The 17,535-nt window shown below is 57.6% G+C and carries 16 protein-coding genes; 10 read left to right on the forward strand and 6 right to left on the reverse strand.

What is annotated here, in order from left to right:
* Genes HUO14_RS07110 through HUO14_RS07135 form a run of 6 tightly spaced genes read left to right on the forward strand, consistent with a single transcriptional unit; the run spans nt 1 to nt 7,922 of the window.
* Nucleotides 1-1,296 carry an XrtA/PEP-CTERM system-associated ATPase gene (locus HUO14_RS07110; protein WP_176279171.1) on the forward strand — a complete coding sequence of 432 codons (1,296 nt, stop codon included), beginning with the start codon at nt 1-3 and terminating at the stop codon, nt 1,294-1,296.
* Nucleotides 1,277-2,173 (forward strand): XrtA system polysaccharide deacetylase, encoded by an 897-nt coding sequence (locus HUO14_RS07115; RefSeq protein ID WP_176279525.1) that lies wholly within the window; start codon nt 1,277-1,279, stop codon nt 2,171-2,173. The genes HUO14_RS07110 and HUO14_RS07115 overlap by 20 nt, the downstream gene beginning before the upstream one ends.
* Entirely contained in the window at nt 2,170-3,243 is a 1,074-nt protein-coding gene (locus HUO14_RS07120; protein ID WP_176279172.1) for a FemAB family XrtA/PEP-CTERM system-associated protein, read from the forward strand. The genes HUO14_RS07115 and HUO14_RS07120 overlap by 4 nt, the downstream gene beginning before the upstream one ends.
* Entirely contained in the window at nt 3,240-4,466 is a 1,227-nt protein-coding gene (locus tag HUO14_RS07125) for a TIGR03087 family PEP-CTERM/XrtA system glycosyltransferase (protein ID WP_176279526.1), read from the forward strand. Before HUO14_RS07120 ends, HUO14_RS07125 begins: the two co-directional genes overlap by 4 nt.
* Nucleotides 4,463-6,016, forward strand: coding sequence for an exosortase A (gene xrtA / locus HUO14_RS07130; RefSeq protein WP_176279173.1), 1,554 nt, complete (start codon nt 4,463-4,465; stop codon nt 6,014-6,016). Before HUO14_RS07125 ends, xrtA begins: the two co-directional genes overlap by 4 nt.
* Nucleotides 6,017-6,026: 10 nt before the next feature.
* Nucleotides 6,027-7,922, forward strand: coding sequence for an XrtA/PEP-CTERM system amidotransferase (locus HUO14_RS07135; RefSeq protein WP_176279174.1), 1,896 nt, complete (start codon nt 6,027-6,029; stop codon nt 7,920-7,922).
* Here HUO14_RS07135 and truA read toward each other — a convergent pair.
* Nucleotides 7,908-8,666, reverse strand: a complete 759-nt coding sequence (gene truA / locus HUO14_RS07140) for a tRNA pseudouridine(38-40) synthase TruA (protein ID WP_176279175.1) — start codon at nt 8,664-8,666, stop codon at nt 7,908-7,910. The genes HUO14_RS07135 and truA overlap by 15 nt on opposite strands.
* The gene (gene fmt / locus HUO14_RS07145) at nt 8,663-9,568 is read right to left on the reverse strand and encodes a methionyl-tRNA formyltransferase (protein ID WP_176279176.1); all 906 of its coding nucleotides are present in this window, start codon (nt 9,566-9,568) and stop codon (nt 8,663-8,665) included. The genes truA and fmt overlap by 4 nt, the downstream gene beginning before the upstream one ends.
* A 76-nt stretch (nt 9,569-9,644) precedes the next feature.
* On the opposite strand from fmt, the gene recR reads away from it, so the two are divergent.
* The 4 genes from recR (at nt 9,645) to HUO14_RS07165 (ending at nt 15,585) form a co-directional block, all read left to right on the forward strand.
* Nucleotides 9,645-10,247, forward strand: a complete 603-nt coding sequence (gene recR / locus HUO14_RS07150; RefSeq protein WP_176279177.1) for a recombination mediator RecR — start codon at nt 9,645-9,647, stop codon at nt 10,245-10,247.
* Between the two features lie 268 nt (nt 10,248-10,515).
* Nucleotides 10,516-13,425, forward strand: a complete 2,910-nt coding sequence (locus tag HUO14_RS07155; RefSeq protein ID WP_246255353.1) for a TonB-dependent receptor plug domain-containing protein — start codon at nt 10,516-10,518, stop codon at nt 13,423-13,425.
* Between the two features lie 115 nt (nt 13,426-13,540).
* Nucleotides 13,541-14,113: a peptide deformylase gene (gene def, locus HUO14_RS07160; protein WP_176279178.1), complete on the forward strand. Its 573-nt coding sequence runs from the start codon at nt 13,541-13,543 to the stop codon at nt 14,111-14,113.
* A gap of 92 nt (nt 14,114-14,205) precedes the next feature.
* On the forward strand, nt 14,206-15,585 hold the full coding sequence (locus tag HUO14_RS07165; protein WP_176279179.1) for a DNA recombination protein RmuC: 1,380 nt from the start codon (nt 14,206-14,208) through the stop codon (nt 15,583-15,585).
* 2 nt (nt 15,586-15,587) lie between these two features.
* On the opposite strand, the gene HUO14_RS07170 is transcribed toward HUO14_RS07165, so the two are convergent.
* Genes HUO14_RS07170 through HUO14_RS07185 form a run of 4 tightly spaced genes read right to left on the reverse strand, consistent with a single transcriptional unit; the run spans nt 15,588 to nt 17,533 of the window.
* A complete protein-coding gene (locus tag HUO14_RS07170) occupies nt 15,588-15,995 on the reverse strand; it encodes a COG3650 family protein (RefSeq protein WP_176279180.1) in 408 nt (135 codons plus the stop codon).
* Nucleotides 15,996-16,045: 50 nt separating this feature from the next.
* The gene (locus HUO14_RS07175) at nt 16,046-16,849 is read right to left on the reverse strand and encodes a TrmH family RNA methyltransferase (protein ID WP_176279528.1); all 804 of its coding nucleotides are present in this window, start codon (nt 16,847-16,849) and stop codon (nt 16,046-16,048) included.
* 4 nt (nt 16,850-16,853) lie between these two features.
* Nucleotides 16,854-17,132 carry an HPr family phosphocarrier protein gene (locus tag HUO14_RS07180; protein ID WP_176279181.1) on the reverse strand — a complete coding sequence of 93 codons (279 nt, stop codon included), beginning with the start codon at nt 17,130-17,132 and terminating at the stop codon, nt 16,854-16,856.
* On the reverse strand, nt 17,129-17,533 hold the full coding sequence (locus HUO14_RS07185; protein ID WP_176279182.1) for a PTS sugar transporter subunit IIA: 405 nt from the start codon (nt 17,531-17,533) through the stop codon (nt 17,129-17,131). Before HUO14_RS07185 ends, HUO14_RS07180 begins: the two co-directional genes overlap by 4 nt.
* Nucleotides 17,534-17,535: the final 2 nt, after the last annotated feature.

Consider the following 17,535-nt stretch of genomic DNA (forward strand, 5'->3'; position numbering starts at 1 on the left):
ATGTATGAAACATTTTACGGGTTAAGCGGTCGGCCGTTTCAGCTGACCCCGGATCCCCATTTCTATTTCGAGAGCCTGACACACCGCAAGGCGTTGTCCTATCTCGGCTATGGCCTGGCTCAGGGTGAGGGCTTCATCGTCATCACCGGCGATGTCGGCGCGGGCAAAACCACGTTGGTTAGCCATTTGATGGCGACGATCGACAAGGCGCGTCTGACCGCGGCCAATATCGTGACCACCAAGCTGGACAGCCAGGATATCGTGCGGGTTGCTGCCAATCATTTCGATATCGACACCGATCATATGGACAAGGCCCAGTTGCTGAGCGCGTTTGAAGAATTTCTTCATTCCGAAGCGCGGGCCGGCCGACGCTGTCTGCTGATCGTCGATGAATCGCAGAACCTCCCGGTGGACGCGCTGGAAGAATTGCGCATGCTGTCGAACTTCCAGCTCGGCGGACAGGCATTGCTGCAGATATTCCTGCTCGGTCAGCCTGAATTCCGCGACATGCTGGAAAATTCCAACCAGCTCGAGCAATTGCGGCAACGGGTCATCGCGCATCATCATCTCGAGCCGATGAGCGCAGAAGAAATCGAGCCCTATATCACCCATCGCCTGTCGAAAAGCGGATGGTCCGGGCGGCCGAAAATTACCTCCAATGTCTTCCGTCTGCTCTTTATCGAGACCGATGGCGTGCCTCGCAAAATCAACACGTTGATGAGCCGGGTATTGCTGATGGGATCGATCGAACAGGCGGAACTGATCGACCAGGCCATGGTCGGCCGGGTGCTTGCCGACCTGAATGGCGAAGACATCGACATCGATGCGCCGCTGGAGCCGTCGGGCGAGATCAAAAGCCCGCTGTGGGAAAAGCCCAAAAAAGTCCGCGATGCGGGCAGCGAGCCGTCGGTCGAAATATCGAACCTTTCTGCCGAGCAACCGGTTGCCGAGCCTGATGCCGAGCCGTTCGAGCCGGCTTTTGAAGCGACGCCGGCAACGGACCATGATGTGGTCAATCTCCGGGATCGCGAAGCATCTGCGGAACCGGTTGCCGAGCCGGTACAGCCCGAATTTGCGTCTGCACAGAAGGCGCCGGCATTTGCCGCACCGGCGGCGGCGCTCGACGATGCCACCGCAGAGAAGGTCGACATAATATCCCAGCGTCTGTCCCTGTTGGAAAAACGCATGGACGGTCAGGAAGAAAATCTGCACCGCGTCTTGACGATGCTCGTGGAATGGGTCGAAAACGATGTCCGGAGCAAGGAAAACTATGTCAATGCAGGACGCGCGGCCTGAATCTTTCGCCACGGCGGGAAAAGCGGATGCTTTGCTCAATGCCATGTCTGTCGACATCGAAGACTGGTTTCAGGTGGGAGCCTTCGAGACCGTCATCGACCGTGCCGACTGGGATCAGCTTGAGCATCGGGTAGAACGCAACAGCGAAGCGGTGCTGGAGCTGTTCGACGAAGCGGGCATCAAGGCGACGTTCTTCACTCTCGGTTGGGTTGCTGAACGCTATCCGGCCCTGATGCAGAAGGTTGCTGCTGCGGGCCATGAAATTGCCAACCACGGCTATGACCATGCCCGCGTGTTTACGCTGACCCCGGACCAGTTCCGGGATGATCTGGATCGCAGCCGGAAAATTCTGCAAGACACATCCGGGCAAAAGGTGGTCGGATATCGGGCACCGAGTTTCTCTATCGATCAGCGGACTCCCTGGGCGCATGAAATATTGGCCGAGCAAGGCTATGCCTATTCATCGAGCGTCGCGCCGATCAACCATGATCATTATGGCTGGGCCGGTTCACCGCGATTTGCTTGGAAACCGGTCGAGCAATCCGGATTCATCGAACTGCCGGTGACGACGGTAAAGCTGGGCAATCGCGTATTCGCTGCAGGTGGCGGCGGTTTTTTCCGGCTTTTGCCTTATCCGTTATACGAGCGCTCGATCCGCAAGATGCACAATGATGACGGACGCGGGGCGATATTCTATTTCCACCCGTGGGAAATCGATCCCGGCCAGCCACGGGTCGGTGACGCGCCGATAAAATCAAAGCTGCGCCATTATACCAATTTGCGACTTATGCGGGCCAAGCTCTTGCGGGCGGGGCAGGATTTCAAATGGGGCCGGGTCGACGAACTGGCAGCACTGGAAGCGGGGTTGATGCGATGAATATGGCATTCAAGCCCAAACCATTGTCGGTCCGCATTCTCGAGCGGCCGGAGGCCAATGAACTGGCCCGGATCGACGCCTTTGTGTCCGCGTCCGCACAAGGCACTGCGTTTCATCGTCCCGCCTGGGTGCTGGCGGTCAGCCGCGCTTGCGGCCATCAGTGGCGATATCTGCTCGCCGAGGACGGCACCGGCGAGTTGCAGGGTATATTGCCGCTCAATCTCATTCATTCCGCCTTGTTCGGTCGCGCCCTGGTGTCGTCCGGTTTTGCGGTCGGAGGCGGCATATTGTCCGACAATGATCAGGCCATCCAGTTGCTGGCCGACAAAGCCTGGGAATTTGCCGAACGTTACAGTTTCCCGAGCGTCGAATTACGTGGCGGACCGGTTCCCGACGGGCAATGGCATCACAAGCAAGGCATTTATGCCGGCTTTGTGAATCCGCTGGCGGATGACGACGAGAGCCAGTTGCTGGCGATCCCGCGCAAACAGCGGGCGGAGATTCGCAAGGGACTTGCCAATGACCTGACCGTGCGTGTGGGAGTCGGGGAACAGGACCGGGCCGACCATTATGCGGTCTATGCCGAAAGCGTCCGCAATCTCGGGACACCGGTTTTCCCGAAGGCATTGTTCGATGAGGTTCTCGACGAATTTGGTGAGGATGCCGATATCCTGACGGTGCTCCATGATGGCAAACCCGTGGCCAGCGTGCTGAGCCTTTATCACCAACAGACCGTCATGCCTTATTGGGGCGGAGGCACATGGGATGCGCGCCGGTTCAGGGCCAATGATATCATGTATTATAGCCTGATGAACCATGCCCGCAAACGGGGATGCAACAAGTTTGATTTCGGGCGTTCGAAATATGGCACCGGCGCTTTTTCCTTCAAGAAAAACTGGGGGTTTGAACCGCAGCCGCTGTCCTACGCGACCCGCACCGCCGACGGTGAAGAGGCACGCGACGTCAATCCCTTGAGCCCCAAATATAAGGCCAAGATCGCCTTGTGGCAGCGCCTGCCGCTGCCGGTTGCAAATCTGATCGGACCGATGATTGCCAAGGGCCTCGGCTGATGGGAGAAATCCTGTTTCTGGCCCACCGCGTCCCGTGGCCGCCCAATCGCGGCGACAAGATCCGCTCGCACCATTTTCTGCAGAAGCTGATGGATTGCGCGCCGGTGCACGTCGCCTGTTTCGCCGATGACGAACAGGAAAGGCAAATCGGCTGGGACCGCAAAGCGGAACTGGCATCCTGCGAAATTGTCGTCCGCAACAAACCCAGATGGCGGGCCGGAATCGAGGCGCTGGTTTCGGGGAAACCAGTGTCGCTGACATCGTTCGAGAATTCTGAAATCAACGCCTATGTAGCGCGGGTAATCGCCACCCGCCCGGTCGACTGCATCTTCGTATTTTCCGGACAGATGGCGCAATATATTCCACCCGATTTCGACGGCCGTGTGGTGATGGATTTCGCCGATGTCGATAGCGCCAAATTTGAAAGCTATGCGGGGGAAGGTTTCGGTCCGATGGCCTGGATCAATCGTCGCGAGGGACGCCTGCTGAGCGCGTTCGAGAAAGATGTTGCGGCACGCGCCGACCATAGTCTGTTTGTCAGCGAAGCCGAGGCAGCGTTGTTCCGACAGCGTTCGGGATTGTCTGCCGGTCGGGTGAAGGCGGTCGGTAACGGGATCGATCTGGAATTTTATGCTGCCCGGGATGTCCATCCAGAAGGTCTGAAGGGCGAAGGGCCCATGATCCTGTTCACCGGCCAGATGGATTATCAGCCGAATGTGCAGGCGGTTCAGAGCTTCAGCATGGAGGTCATGCCCGAAATTCTTGCGCGTTTCCCAAGTGCACGTTTCGCGATTGTTGGGCGGGCGCCGTCCGAGAAGGTGAGGCAATTGGATGGTCAGCACGGCACCGTTGTGGTGGGCGCGGTCGATGATATTCGCAGCTGGATCATGGCCGCCGATGTCGTGGTCGCGCCGTTGCGGATCGCCAGAGGCATTCAGAACAAGGTGCTCGAGGCGATGGCCATGGCCAGGCCGGTGGTGGCATCGACATGCGCCGCCGAGGGCATAAACGCGATCAACGGAGAGCATTTCCTGATTGCCGAATCTGTCGAGGACGAAGCGCAACTGGTTCGCGATTTGCTGGCGGACCCGGAGCGGGCGAGACGACTGGGCGAGCAGGCCGGGATATTGATCCAAGCGCAATATTCCTGGGAAACGCAGCTCGCCAGCCTGCCGGCGCTGTGCGGGTTTTCTGCCGCTGTTGTTGCCGAGGCTGCAGCATGACGAGCGCGACGGCAGATCAGGTTGCGACCGAAGCAAAGCCGACGATGTCCGTTTCGCTATGGTCGAAACATCTGAAATTGCTGGCGATTGCCAGCCTGGCAATTCTCGCGATATTCTGGCGCGACGGCGCCGACATGGTGCGGAACTGGTGGAATATCTCCACCTACAACCACTGCCTGCTGATATTGCCGATCCTCTATTATCTCGTGCAGCAGCGTCAGGAAGAACTGGCAAAACTTACGCCGCAAATCTGGCTGCCTGGACTGTTGCTCACCGGCATTGCATCCTTCGGGTGGTTGCTGGGTGAAGCTGCCGGGGTTGCGCTCGCGCGTCATCTTGGTTTGCTGATGATGCTGCAGGGCGCGGTGGTGACGCTGCTCGGTCCGACGGTGGCGCGGGGTCTGATATTCCCTCTCGGCTTCAGTTTTTTTCTCGTGCCGTTCGGCGAGGAATTTGTGCCCTTTCTGCAGATGGTCACCGCCAAATTGTCGATGGTCTTTCTTGGGTGGGCCGACATTCCGGCCTTCATCGATGGCGTGTTCATATCCACGCCCACCGGCTATTTCGAGGTTGCCGAAGCCTGTTCCGGGATCAAGTTCCTGATCGCGATGCTCGCCTACGGGGCGCTGGTTTCCAATATCTGTTTCCGCAGCTGGAAGCGCCGGATATTGTTCATGACAGCGGCGGTGATTGTTCCGGTTCTCGCCAATGGCATCCGCGCATTCGGCACGATGTATATCGCGCATCACACCACGCTCGATTTCGCCGCCGGTTTCGATCATATTTTCTACGGCTGGTTCTTTTTCGCTTTTGTCCTGATTCTGGTGATGGCGATCGGCTGGCCTTTTTTCGATCGCAAGATTGACGACCCGATGATCGACGGAGATGCCTTGAGCGGGAAGCAAAATCTGCCGGCAACCGGGGAAAAGCCGCTCAAGGTGATGGCCGCAATGGCCGCGATCATTCTGATTCCCGTAATCTGGACGTCGGCGCTAGCTGCCCAGGAATCGCCTGTTCCCGATCGGATTTCCCTTCCGGACGTGGCCGGCTGGGAGCGCGTGGATTACCAGCCCCTCTATCCCTGGCAACCGGTGTTTGACCGTTCGAGTCATCAGCTTTTCGGTCGCTACCGGAACGCGTCGACCGGAACGGAAGTCGATCTTTCCATTGCTGTCTACGACCGTCAGGAAGAAGGGCGCGAGATTGTCGGCTATGGGCAGGGCGCCCTGGTTCCGAATACGCGATGGTCGTGGAACCGCGATCTGGATGCGCCGGACGGGGCTGTCGCGATCGAACTGGTCGCACCTGGGCCGGTGGTCCGCGACGTGGTCTCATTTTACCGGATCGGTGGAAAGCTCACCGGCAGTGGTTCGGTGGTGAAGCTGGAAACAATGAAGAGCAGGATATTCGGAGGGCAGCAACAGGCGGTCGCGATACTCGTTTCCTCGGAAACAAATCGCGATGTATCGTCTCGTATGTCGATCGATGCCTTCCTGAATGATTTGGGTCCGGTCGACAAATTGGCTGACGAGATGGCGGGGCTGCGCTAGGGCGCACGATATGTGCGGAATTGCAGGAATCTTTCATCTGGAGACGGCCAAGCCGGTCGATCCCGATCGCCTGCGCAAGATGACCGACGCTCTCGGCCACCGCGGCCCCGACGGTTCGGGCATCTGGACCGCGCCGGGGGTCGGGCTGGGGCATCGCAGGCTGTCGATCATCGATCTGGAAGGCGGCGCGCAACCGATGCTGACGCCCGACGAGGCGCAGATACTGAGCTTCAACGGCGAGATTTATAATTTTCTCGAAGTGCGCGCGGAGCTCGAACGCCTCGGCCACCAGTTCCAGACCAGCAGCGACAGCGAAGTCATCCTTTTTGCCTGGCGGCAATGGGGAGTGGATTGCCTTAAGCGGCTGAACGGCATGTTCGCCTTCGCGATCTATGACCAGCGCAGCCGACAATTGTTTCTCGCCCGGGACCGGTTGGGTGTGAAACCGCTGTTTTACGCGCGGGTTTCCGACGGCAGCATATTGTTCGGGTCAGAACTTAAAGCCTTGCTGGCCAATCCATTGCTACGCCGCGACCCGAACATCACGGCAGTCGATGACTATCTCGCCTTTGGCTATGTGCCGGATCAGACATCCTTGCTGAAGGGCGTGAAGAAACTCGCCGCCGGTCATTATCTTTTGCTCGAGCAAGGCAAGCCGGAACCTGAATCTGTACAATATTGGGATATGGATTTCAGCCAGCGGAGCAAGGGATCGGCCAGGGATCTTGAGGAAGAACTGGTCGAGCTGCTCAAGCAGGCGGTAAACTCGCGGATGATTTCCGACGTGCCGTTGGGAGCCTTTCTCTCGGGCGGGGTCGACAGCAGCGCAGTGGTCGCCCTGATGGCCGAGAATAGTCGCCGGGCGGTCAAGACCTGCTCGATCGGCTTCGACCAGCAGTCGCTCGACGAGACCGGCTACGCACGTGCGATAGCGGAGCGCTTCCAGACCGATCATCGCGAACGTATCGTGGCTGCTGATGATTTCGGCCTGATCGACACGCTGGCCGACCATTTCGACGAACCCTTTGCCGACGCCTCCGCGCTGCCGACCTATCGGGTAAGCGAGCTGGCACGCGAAACGGTGACCGTGGCGCTGTCCGGTGACGGCGCGGACGAAGCGATGGCCGGATATCGCCGTCATGTCTTTCACCATGCCGAAGAGCGGGTGAGGGGGCTTTTGCCGCAATCCTTCCGCGGGCCGGTCCTGGGCTGGCTCGGTTCTGTCTATCCCAAGGCCGACTGGGCACCGCGACCGTTTCGCGCCAAGTCTACCCTGCTGTCGCTCGCGAGGAGCGGACCGGAGGGCTATGCCGAAGCTGTCGGCGTGACGACCCCTTCCGGCAGACGGTCCGTCTATTCCGATGCGCTGCAACGCGATCTGGGAGAATATCACGCCGAGCAGCGGATGATCGATCTGATGGAAAATGCGCCGGCGCAAAATGGTCTCGACCAGGCCCAATATGCCGATATGAAAATGTGGCTGCCCGGCGATATATTGACCAAGGTCGACCGCACCAGCATGGCTGTGGGACTGGAAGCGCGCGAGCCTTTGCTGGATTACAGGCTGATGGAATTCGCCGCGAAGCTGCCGGCCAATTTGCGGGTGCACAAGGGGCAGGGCAAATATCTGCTGAAAAAGTCGATGGAGAAATATCTGCCCAATGATATTCTCTATCGCCCCAAAATGGGTTTTGTCACGCCGATCGCCCAATGGTTTCGCGGACCGCTGGCCGATCAGGCGCGGGATATCAGCAGCGGCGGAGCTCTGGCGCGAACCGGATGGTTTGACGGCAAGGCCCTGCGCAAGGTCGCGGATGACCATATCGCCGGGCGTTCCGATAACAGCCGTCTGCTCTGGCAGCTGCTGATGCTCGACAAGAGCCTGCAGCGTTTATTCGGCCTCTGACACCGGCGGGTAGAGAGCCTCGACAAAATAAAGGCCATCAGGCGGTGCATTGAAGCCGAGCGCATTGCGATCTTTTGCCGCCAGCGCGTTTTTGAGATCCGTCTTGGTCCAGGTGCCGGTACCGACCAGTTTCAGACAGCCGACAATCGAACGCACCTGATGGTGGAGGAATGAGCGGGCGGCTACCTCGACTTCAATCTCGTCGCCAAAGCGGCTGACCGATATGCTGTCGAGCGTCTTTACCGGGCTTTGCGCCTGACAATGGGTCGAACGGAAAGTGGTGAAATCATGCTGTCCGATCAGTAGCTGCGCCGCATGGTGCATCGCATCGGTGTCGAGATCCGGAGCGACCTGCCAGCTAAGCCCGCGATCGAAGGTCAGCGGCGCGCGGCGGTTGGTGATCTTGTAGAGATAGCGCCGGCCCTCGCAGGCGAAGCGGGCGTGCCATTCGTCGTCGACAATATCACATGCCAGCACCGCGACCGGATGGGGACGCAATCCCGCATTGATACCTTCGCGCAAGCGAAAGGGTGTTAGCCTGGTATCGAGATCGAAATGCGCGCGCATCGCCAGCGCGTGGACGCCAGCATCGGTTCGGCCTGCGGCGAACACCCGTACGGTCTGGCCGGTGATTTTCTTGATTGAATCCTCGACCGCTTGCTGGACGCTGGGGCCATGGTCCTGATGCTGCCAGCCCATGAACGGGCGGCCATCATATTCCAGAGTGAGGGCAAAGCGGGTCATCGCAAAATCGTCCCTGCCGGAATTTTTGTGCCGTTGAGAAAGGATTTCAGGTCCATCGCCGGCTTACCGGCTTTCTGGATCACCTCGGGCTGGATGGCTCCCGCGCCGCAGGCTATAAGAAGACGTTCGTCCAATATTGTGCCGGACGGTCCAACCCCTTCGCTGACGGTCGCCTTCAGAATTCGATACCGATTGTTTTGATATTCGAAAAAGGCGCCGGGCAGGGGATTATATGCCCGAATCTGACGCTCGACCTGCTCGGCCGGCTGATCGAGATCGAGCCGTGCATCCTGTTTCTCGATTTTCTTCGCATAAGTTGCCAGTGCATCATCCTGAATTTCCGCAGGATATTCCAACGGAGATGCCAGATAACGAACCATCAGTTCTGCGCCTTTTTCGGCCAGTTCCTCGGTCAGCTCACCAGCGGTTTTACCGTCGATTGGGGTCTCGGATTTTAGCAACATCGGTCCAGTGTCCAATCCCGCTTCCATCTGCATGATGGTGATTCCGGTTTCCGCATCTCCGGCGAGGATCGCTCGCTGGACCGGAGCCGCCCCGCGCCAGCGGGGGAGCAGCGAGCCGTGGATGTTCAGACACCCCGTCTTGGGCGCATCCAAAATCGCCTGCGGCAGGATCAGGCCATAAGCGGCGACAACCGCTGCATCGAGATCCAGTGCGGCAAAGGCGGCTTGTTCTGCTTCATCTTTGAGAGAGACAGGCGTCCTTACGGATAGCCCCGAACTCTCGGCCAGTCTCTGGACAGGCGAGGGGCTAAGCTGCTTCCCGCGTCCGGCACGGCGCGGGGGCTGCGAATAGACCGCAACAATTTCATGTCCGGCATCGTGCAGCGCTTGCAGCGCAGGAACGGCAAAATCCGGGGTTCCCATAAAGGCTAGACGCATAAAATCTCGCTTGTGTGTGGCCAAACTGTAGCTAAGTTCTTGGCAGGTGACGCAATATGTCCCTAAAGGTCAAATCATGGCATCGCAAGAGATCGAAAATCTGGTTCAGGCCCTCGCCAAACTTCCCGGTCTTGGTCCGCGTTCGGCGCGGCGAGCGGTATTATATCTTCTGAAGCGTCCGGAAACGGCGATGAAGCCGATATTGGCAGCAATGACGACGGTCGAAGAACGGCTCGTGACCTGCGGCATATGCGGCAATGTCGATACGCAGGACCCCTGCCAGATATGCAATGACCCGCGTCGCGACGAAAAGGCGCTGTGCGTGGTTGAAGAAGTATCCGACCTCTGGGCTTTGGACAAATCCCGGCTGTTCCCCGGAAAATTTCACGTGCTCGGCGGGCGATTGTCGGCACTGGACGGGGTAAGACCGGAAGACATCGCGATCGACAAGCTGATCAAGCGTGTCGAGGAGGGCGGGATTGACGAAGTCGTTCTGGCTATGAATGCGACTCTGGAAGGCCAGACAACCGCCCATTATATTGCCGAACGGCTGGAAAATTACCCGCTGCGGTTGAGCCAATTGTCCCATGGGATTCCCGTGGGTGGCGAGCTGGACTATCTCGATGAGGGCACATTGGCGCAGGCGCTGCGCTCGCGGCGACCGATACACCAGGATTGATCCGGCGCCGACTCCATGTCTCGCAACATGGTTCAAGGGCTCGATTTAGTATAAAAATTGTGGCTTGTTGGTAACAATAAAACAATCAAATGATAAATATTGATCGTTGAAGGCGTTGGAAAGTAACCAATTTCTGGGATTTCTGGTGACGATTAAGTGGCTAATTAATCGCACTTGACGAAGGGGCTGCGTTGTGGCCACATTGTACACACAATAAAAAAGTCAGTCCTCCCCATGAAGGCAAAGAGACTGACAACCAGGAGAGAGCATGATGAGGAAATCCATTTTACGCAACAGGTGCGCCCTCGGCGCGTTGACCTTAGCTATGGGAGTAGCCCCGGGACTGGCGCACGCTCAGGACGCGGCAGACGAGGTCGATCCCAAGAGTGTCATTGTGGTCACGGGGTCCTATATTCGCGGAACTCCGGAAGATGCTGCTGTTCCGGTCGATGTTTACTCGAGCGCCGATCTCGCGCAAAACGGGGTTTCTTCGCCACTCGAATTTATCAAGGATCTGCCGGAAGTGGGCAGCGTTCTGGGCGATTCAAACCAATTCTCCACCAACGCGCAGGGAAATCAGGGCTTCGGTTCGATCAACCTCCGCAATCTCGGTCCAACGCGCACACTGGTGCTGTTCAATGGCCGGCGGACGCTGACCGCACCTGGTGCAGTCGGCGGCGGCTTTGGTGATACCAACGCGATACCGCTATTCGCTCTGGATCGCGTCGAAATCCTGAAAGACGGGGCCGCGGCAACATATGGTTCCGATGCCATTGCCGGTGTCGCGAACTTCATCACCAAAAAAGGTTTTGAAGGCGTCGAAATTCAGGGCGACTATGATTTTATCAAAGGATCGGACAACAATTACACGGCATCCATTCTGGTCGGCCAGAATTTTGGTGACCTGAATATCATGGCCGGCTTCGGCTGGCAACATCGCTCCGAACTGCCATCGACCGCGCGCGACTACGGGTTCCAGCCATATGATGTAAATCCTGCTGCCTGGTCTGCTTTGGCAACGCCGGGGGCATTCATTGTCCCGGGCGTGGGCTTGCGTCCTGACGTGGGCTGTGCCGAAACGGGTGGTACTCCCGACGGGATATGCCGCTTCAGCTTCATTCCCTTTGATAATCTGATCGAGGAAGAAGATCGCTACCAGGGATATGTCCAGGCTGATATCGATCTCACGGATTCCTTCAGGTTCCGTGGCGAATTCACTTATGCGCAAACCGATCTTGACCGGATCGGCACATCGCCAGGTTATCCGCCGCTTCAGGGCCCGGGTGGTGCACAATTGGGCGGCGGCTTCACCGTAGATCCTGCTAACCCCGGCGCGCAAGTCTATGCCAATCAAATCGGGCTTACCGCTCCGATAGCGGGTCCTATCGGCATTTTCCTCTGGCGGCCATTTGGCAATCTCGGCAATCCTACCGATCCCGGCAGAGGATCAGGGCGCCAGACCGCCAATAACCGGGCGTTCAGGCTATCGGGTACGCTTGAAAAGGATTTCTCAGAAACCTTGCGCGGGCAATTGTCGATGACCTGGGCAACCTATGAACGGAGACGCAGCTCGCCAGGCGTTGTCGGCTCACGCTTGCAGGATGCGCTCAATGGATTGGGCGGCGCCGATTGTGATCCGGCAACCGGGACTCCCGGCGTCGGTGGGTGTCAGTGGTTCAACCCGTTCATCAATGCCGGACCGGGGCATCCGTCTCTCGGCCTGACGAACCCGTTCTATGTTCCCGGCAATGAAAACTCGCCCGATCTGGTCGAGTTTCTGCAAATTGACAATGGTGTCGAAGAAACCGAAGACACATTTGTCGTGGATCTCATCTTCTCCGGCGAACTGGGTATCGACCTTGGTGGTGGCCCTGTCGGCTGGGCTGCAGGCGCACAATATCGTCAGCTTGATTTTCTCTCCCGTCCGCTGACGGTTGAGTCCAATCTCGATATCAATCCTTGCGTAATTCTGGGCGATCAAAGCTGCATTGGCGGATCTCTGGACGGAGCAGGGTCGTTCATCTTCCTGGGCGGTTCGCGGCCAGAGCGATTGGCCCAGAATGTGAAGGCGGTCTTTGCCGAAGTCGCTGTTCCTATCAGCGATACGCTGGAAATTACTGCTGCAGCCCGTTTTGAAGATTATGGTGGATCCATCGGTTCTACCTTCAATCCCAAAGGTGCCGTTCGTTGGGAACCGGTTGACTGGCTAGTTCTTCGCGGTTCCGTTGGCACGACCTTCCGCGGGCCGCTGGCAGCGCAGGTGTCGAACAATGCCAATACAGCGCTTGCGGCGATCAATGCGGCAAACGGCAACTTCAAGGCTGTTGATATCGCGGGTAACCCTACCGACCTCGGGCCGGAAAAAGCGTTCAGCTACAACCTCGGTGCGGTTGTTGACTTCAGCGGCTTTACCTTCTCGGTGGATTATTGGAGCTTTGATTTCAAAGATGAAATCACCACTACCGATGCCCAGGCGATCGCCAGCAGCGTGGTACCGACCGCTGGTGGTCTGGCAAATTGTTCCAGTCCATTTGCATCTCTTATCACATTTGATGGCGGGGCCTGTGTGCAGGGCACCACAACCGGATTGAACATTTCGCGTGTTCTGACGCAATGGGTCAATGGTCCGAAAACCAAGACATCGGGCCTTGATTTTGCCGCCAGCTACACCACCGATATCGGACCGGGCGTGTATACAATCGGCGTCAATGCGAGCCACACGCTCAAATATGATATCGGTGACTTCAACCTGGACGGGAACTTGCTTCGCGCTGGTTTCAGTGCCGTGGGAGCTGCCAATCTCGATCGGCTGCCAGGGACAATTTCGCCATGGCGGGCCAATGCCTTCATCAACTATAATGTTGCCGGGCTGAACCTGCGTTATGGCGCAACCTATATCGCAGGGGTTCGTGATGAAAGGTGCGACGGTTTGCAATTCTGTGCCACTACCAATTTCGGCGGCACCAATTTCGGCCGGAATATTTCCAGCTATATGCAGCATGACGTTCACGCAGCCTATGATTTGCCAATCAATGCTTTCGACGCGCAGTTGCAATTCTCGGTCGAGAATTTCACCAACGAAGACGCTTCAGCGGCGCGGTTGCCGCTGGGATATAACCCGTTCGTGGGTAATACCCTGGGGCGCGTTTTCCGCCTTGGTGCGAAAATCGGGTTCTAAAATTCGAACATAAGAATGAAAGGGCTCGTCAATATCCTGGCGGGCCCTTTTCTTTTGTCTGGGCCCGCCACCGCCGATGGTTGACGAATCCCGGCATAATCCCTAAATTTGGCTCATGGCTATATTACCGATCCTTGAAGTTCCCGATCCGCGGCTGAAAACCGTTTCAGAACCGGTCACCGAGTTTGACGATTCGCTCAAAGCGCTGATCGCGGACATGTTTGATACCATGTATGACGCGCCAGGTATTGGCCTTGCCGCGATCCAGGTTGGCGTACCCAAGCGGATTCTGGTCATCGATCTTCAGGAACCGGTCGAGCATGACCATGATCACGAGCATGGCGAGCATTGCAACCATCAGCATGAAGTGATCCGCGATCCGAAGGTCTTCATCAATCCTGAAATCCTCAATCCGTCGGAAGATTTGAACGTTTACAGCGAGGGATGCCTCTCGGTTCCCGACCAATATGCCGACGTCGAACGGCCGGCGACCATCACCGCGCGCTGGCAGGATGAAAACGGCAAGCAATATGAAGAGCAGATCGAAGGCATGCTGGCCACCTGTCTGCAGCACGAGATGGACCATCTCGAAGGCATATTGTTCATCGATCATCTGTCGCGGTTGAAGCGTCAGATGGTGCTGAAGAAGCTGGCCAAATTGCGTAAGGAACACGGGATCGCGGCCTAACCGTCGCCAGTCAAATCCGACATTAGGTCTATTGCCTATTACGGGAAACGCTTCTAGGTTCTCTTTTCGTTCTTATCGGAAAGTGAGTTAATTTGGACCCCATCATTGTCATCATCGTCATTGTCATCGCTCTCCTGGGCGGTCTGGCGCTGGGCTGGATTATTGGCGGCAAGCCTGCCAAGGATGCAGCGCAAGCGACCAAGGATGCGGTTCATGCAGCCAAAGAGGCTGCTCAGGCGACCGATGCACTGCGGATCACGCTCGATGGCGTGCGCGACGAGCGGGATGCGGCGCGGACCGAACTGGCGGCGTTGCAGGCTGACGCGCGCAATCACGAAAAACAGATGCAGCAATTGATCGATGCGAAAGAGGCGCTGTCGGCGCAATTTTCCGAGATCGGTGCCAAGATGCTGGAAACGGCCCAGCGGCAGTTTCTCGAACGGGCCGACCAGCGCTTTGACCAGGCCAATGAAAAAGGCGGCGAGAAAATCGCCAAGTTGCTGCAGCCGGTCCATGAACGTCTGGCGACCTACGAAGCCTCGATTACGAAAATCGAGAAAGAGCGCACTGAATCCTATGCCGGGATCAGCGCCACGATCGAACAGGTGCGGCAGGGGCAGGACAGGGTGCAGCAGGAAGCCGCGCGCCTCGTCAACAGTCTCCGCAACGCGCCAAAATCGCGCGGACGCTGGGGTGAACAGCAACTCAAGAATGTCCTCGAAACCTGTGGGCTATCGGAACATACCGATTTTGTCACCGAACAGAGTATCGACACCGATGAAGGGCGCCTGCGCCCCGATGCGGTGATAAATGTACCGGGCGGGCGCAAGCTGGTGATCGATGCCAAGGTCTCGCTCAACGATTATCAGGATGCGTTCGAGGCAGATGACGAAGCCGCGCGCAGCTTTGCCATGGCGCGCCACTGCAACAGTATGAAGGCGCATATCGACGGACTTTCCAAGAAAGCATATTGGGACCAGTTCGAGAATGCTCCGGACTATGTGATCATGTTCGTGCCCGGAGAACATTTTCTGGCCGCCGCGCTGGAACATGAGCCGACGCTCTGGGACCATGCCTTCGAGAAGAAAGTGCTGCTGGCAACGCCGACCAATCTGGTTGCTATCGCGCGGACCGTTGCCGGTGTCTGGCGACAGGAAAAAATGGCGGCGGAAGCCAAGCAGATCGGCCAATTGGGCAAGGAAATGTATGACCGGCTTGCGGTCGCCGGAGAGCATCTCAAACGCATGGGTTCGGGCCTGGGCAGCGCCGTTGGCAATTATAACAAATTTGTCGGTAGCTTCGAGCGCAATGTCATGGCAACCGGGCGCAAATTCGCCGAGCTGCAGATCGAGACCGGCAAGAAGGATCTCGAACCCGTGCCCGAGATCGAAGCGCTACCGCGCTACAGCGAAGCGATGACCGAAAAGCTGATCGAGGACGATCGCGACATCAGCGATCAGGCGGCAGAATAGCGCTAGGGCGCGCCGTCCGGTCCCTCGGTAATCGTACCGCCGCAGCCGTTTAGCGTACCGCTGTCGCTGGCTTCGACCCTCACCGTATCGGCGTAGCTGCGATCGCTCATGCCATCGCTGCATTTTTCGTCGCTGGTGATGTAGACATTGATATTGTGGCTGTCGGAAAATCCTTTGACCTCCCAGCCGGTGCCGCTTTGCTTCATGCGATGAACCGGAAGCGTGAAATCATTGCCCTCCTGGGTCGTGAAGGCGATCTCGTCACCCTTGATCTCGACGGTCCAGCCCGGTTCGGTGCCGATGGCGCTATAGTCGCCCAGCTTCGCTTCTTCCACCGGCGCCTCTGCGGGCTCTCCACAGGCCGAAAGCGTCAGCGCAGCCAATGACGACAATAATATAGCGTTTTTCATAATTTATCCCCTCCGCCTTCAAGCTATCATAGGGAATGTAAAATTTCTAATTATCTCTTGCGGCTCTGATTGAGCACTTCATAGGCCATCACCGAGGCCGCGACCGCAGCGTTCAGGCTGTCGGCTTTTCCCATCATCGGCATTTTGACCAGCGTGTCGCAAGCCGCTTCATAATCTTCCGGCAATCCTTGCGCTTCGTTGCCGATCAGCAGGAAGGTCGGGGCAGTGTAGCGCACCGACTGATAATCATTTTCGGTATTGAGACTGGTACCGACCAGCTCGCCCGGGCCACTGCGCAACCAGCTCTGAAAATCCGGCCATTTTGCCTGAACGATCTTCTGGGTAAAAATCGCGCCCATGCTCGCGCGTACGGCCTCGACGGAAAAGGGATCGACGCAATCGTCGATCAGGATCAGGCCGCCCGCGCCGACCGCGTCACCGGTCCGCAAAATCGTGCCGAGATTGCCGGGATCACGCAGCGATTGGGCCACCAGCCAGATATTCGCGCTCGACCGGTCGAGCTCTTCAAGCGGTACCGGGTGATCCTGATAGATGCCGATAATCGACTGCGGGTTCGATTTGCCGGATAGTTTGGCGATGATCGCTTCGCTGGTCTCGATAACGTCGCCGCCGGCGGCCACGGTCGCGGCCTCGATTTTCCGGGCGAGGGGGTGGAGTTCACTATCCTCGACCACCACCAGCATCCGGGGTGTTTTCCCGCTGTCCAGCGCCTCGGTCAATATCCTCAGCCCTTCGGCAAGGAACAGGCCCTCACGCTTGCGGTGCTTTTTCTCGCGCAAGCTTTTGAGCCGCTTTATCGTCGGATTGGAAAAGCCGGTAATCTGGTGGCGCATAAGCTCAGTCTTCACCAAAGCCGTCGACGACGAGCCCGGTCAGCTTCTCGAGCGCGCTCTCTGCATGTTCGCCGGCCACGATAATCTCGATACTGTCACCCTTGGCAGCGCCGAGCATCATCAGGCCCATGATCGACATGCCGGTCACCTCTGTACCGTCCTTCGCCACTCTGACGTCCAGACTGTCCGGCAGTTTTGAGACATAGGTAACAAATTTCGCGCTTGCTCTTGCGTGCAGGCCCCGTCTGTTGGTGATTTCGACAATTTTGCGAAACTCGCTCACGCGTCGCTGCCCAATATTTCCGACGCGACGCTGATATATTTCTGTCCGGCTTCCTTGGCGGCGGCGATTGCGGAAACGATATCCATCGACTTGCGGGCACCGTCGAGACGAATCAGCATCGGGAGATTGACTCCGGCGATGACTTCGACCTTGCCTTTTTCCAACAAGGAGATGGCCAGATTGGACGGCGTTCCGCCGAACAGGTCGGTCAATATGATGACCCCCTTGCCGGAATCGACCTTGGCGACGCAATCGGCAATTTCCTGGCGGCGCACTTCCATATCGTCGCGCGCACCGATGCCGATTGCGGCAATGGCTTTCTGTGCACCGACGACATGTTCCATCGCGATGACAAATTCCGTTGCCAGCTGCCCGTGTGTAACGAGAACCAATCCAATCATCC

Origin of the sequence: Parasphingorhabdus flavimaris (genome assembly GCF_013371215.1) — a bacterium.
In the GTDB taxonomy this organism is placed as follows: domain Bacteria; phylum Pseudomonadota; class Alphaproteobacteria; order Sphingomonadales; family Sphingomonadaceae; genus Parasphingorhabdus; species Parasphingorhabdus flavimaris.